This is a genomic window from Aeromicrobium sp. PFPM2_SD2, from assembly GCF_057364525.1.
In genome coordinates, this window is record NZ_JBNFNZ010000395.1 from 1 (window position 1) to 2,293 (window position 2,293).

Genomic DNA, 2,293 nt, shown 5'->3' on the forward strand with positions numbered 1-2,293 from the left:
GGCGTCGCCGACCTCGGCGACGTCGTCGGGCCCGACCGAGCCCGTCGAGTATCGTCGGCGGCGCCGGCCGGCACGAGCCGGTGCTCGACGAGGGTCGCCAGCCAGGCCGCCTCCACCCGCACCATGGCGGAGAGGAAGGCGGGCTGGGAGAACAGGTCGCCGGCGTGCTCGTCACCGGGCCAGAACAGGTCGGCCATGAGGACAGTCTGCTGGCTCAGTGGCGGGGTACGTGAGGAAGACCGTCTCGTCGTCGCCCTGGAGCCGGACGTCGAACCGGAAGCCGGTCTCCTCGCGGGTCGTCAGCAGCGTCGCGCGGCGCTCGGGGTCGAGCGACGTCAGCAGCGCGTCGTCGGCGACCGAGCCGTCCGCCGCGGTCACGTACGCCCGGGTGAACAGCCGGTTGAGCAGGCCGCGGGCGAAGACGGTGAGCGCGAAGAACGCCGGCTTGCCGGCCTCGGTCGGCCCGGGCTCGAGCGTCGTGAACGAGTAGTGGCCGGTCGCGTCCGTGGCGGCGCGGCCGAAGCCGGTGAACGTCCACGGGTCGCGGTGCAGCGAGCCGGGCTCCTGGACGACGTTCCCGTCGGCGTCGGCCTGCCACAGCTCGAGCAGCGCGTCCGGGATCGGGGCGCCGGCCCCGTCGGTGACGGTGCCGTGCAGCCGGACGGCACCCTGGCGTCCGACCGGCACGAGCAGGTCCGAGCGCTCGTACGGCAGCGCGTAGTGGAAGAACGGTCCGACCGTCTGGCCGGGCGTCGCGACGAGCTTGGTCACGCGTGGTCCTCCTCTTCCATCCACGTGCGGTGGCTGCCGGTGAGCACGATGTCCCAGCGGTAGCCGGTGGCCCACTCGTGGGTCGTGACCTCGTGGTCGTACGTCGCGACGAGCCGGTCGCGCGCCCGCTGGTCGGTGATCGACTGGTAGATCGGGTCCAGCGAGAACAGCGGGTCGCCCGGGAAGTACATCTGGGTGACCATCCGCTGGGTGAAGTCGGTGCCGAACAGCGAGAAGTGGATGTGCGCCGGCCGCCACGCGTTGTGGTGGTTCTTCCACGGGTACGGGCCGGGCTTGATCGTCTGGAAGCGGTACGAGCCGTCCGGACCGGTGAGGCAGCGTCCGACGCCGGTGAAGTTCGGGTCGATCGGCGCGGGGTGCTGGTCGCGCTTGTGGATGTAGCGTCCGGCGGCGTTGGCCTGCCAGATCTCGACGAGCTGACCGGCCACGGGACGTCCGTCGCCGTCGACGACCCGGCCGGTGACGACGATGCGCTCGCCGATCGGCTCGCCGTTCGGCTGCATCGTCAGGTCGGCCTCGAGCGGGCTGACGTCGCGGTGACCGAACGCCGGCGACCACAGCTCGATCTCCTCGGGGTCGGTGTGGTGCAGGCTCTTGGTCGGGTGACGCAGCAGGCTGCTGCGGTACGGGGGGAAGTCCAGCCGCGGCTGGGTCTCCTCGACGCCGGAGGCCTCGTACTCCTTCGAGACGGCGGCGATCTCCGCGTCGATCTCGGACTGCGAGGCGGCAGCCGCGTCGGGATCGGTGGGGACGGTCATGGTCCGCACGCTACGGACGTGTCCCAGGTCACCACCAGCCCGAACTTCCGGTGAGTGGAAGAATGGGCTCTCGTGAGCGAACGGACCACCGGACCCAGCGTCACCTCGAGGGCGCTGGCGCTGCTCGGGGCCTTCGACGCCGACCACCGGCGCCTGACCCTGACCCAGATGGCCGCCCGGGCGGACGTCCCGCTGTCCACGGCGCACCGGCTGGTCGGCGAGCTCGAGGCGTGGGGCGCGGTCGCGCGACGCCCCGACGGTGCCTACGTCGTCGGTCGGCGGCTGTGGGACGTCGGGCTGCTCGCCCCGCTGCAGAGCGGCTTGCGCGAGGCGGCGTCGCCGTTCCTGTCCGACGTCCACGCCGCGACTCGCGCCACCGTCCACCTCGCGGTGCGCGAGGGCACCGAGGTGCTCTACGTCGACCGGCTCATGGGTACCGCGTCGCTGCCCATCGTCAGCCGGATCGGCTCCCGCCTGCCGCTGCACTGCACCGGCGTCGGCAAGGTGCTGCTCGCCCACGCCCCCGCGTCCGTCCGGGCCGCGGCGATGGAGCACCTGACCCGCATGACGCCCTACACGGTCACCCGCGCGGACGTCCTGGAGGCGCAGCTCGAGCGGACCCGCCGGCAGGGCTACGCGACCACGGCCGAGGAGATGACGCTCGGCGCCGGCTCGATCGCCGTGCCGGTGCGCCGCGGCGACGACGTGGTGGCGGCGCTCGGCGTCGTCGTGGCCGACACGCG

Annotated in this window: 4 protein-coding genes; 1 reads left to right on the plus strand and 3 read right to left on the minus strand. The window is 72.8% G+C overall.

Going from position 1 to position 2,293, the window contains the following annotated elements:
• From AC2W7G_RS14125 to pcaH, 3 genes are all read right to left on the minus strand, one after another.
• Positions 1 to 197, minus strand: a 197-nt coding sequence (locus AC2W7G_RS14125; protein WP_485868993.1) for a hypothetical protein, incomplete at its 3' end; no start/stop codon positions are given.
• The gene (gene pcaG / locus AC2W7G_RS14130) at positions 172 to 771 is read right to left on the minus strand and encodes a protocatechuate 3,4-dioxygenase subunit alpha (RefSeq protein WP_485868994.1); all 600 of its coding nucleotides are present in this window, start codon (positions 769 to 771) and stop codon (positions 172 to 174) included. The genes pcaG and AC2W7G_RS14125, both read right to left, overlap by 26 nt.
• Entirely contained in the window at positions 768 to 1,550 is a 783-nt protein-coding gene (gene pcaH / locus AC2W7G_RS14135; protein ID WP_485868995.1) for a protocatechuate 3,4-dioxygenase subunit beta, read from the minus strand. The genes pcaG and pcaH overlap by 4 nt, the downstream gene beginning before the upstream one ends.
• 72 nt (positions 1,551 to 1,622) lie before the next feature.
• Here pcaH and AC2W7G_RS14140 point away from each other — a divergent pair.
• On the plus strand, positions 1,623 to 2,293 hold a 671-nt coding region (locus AC2W7G_RS14140; protein ID WP_485868996.1), incomplete at its 3' end, for an IclR family transcriptional regulator.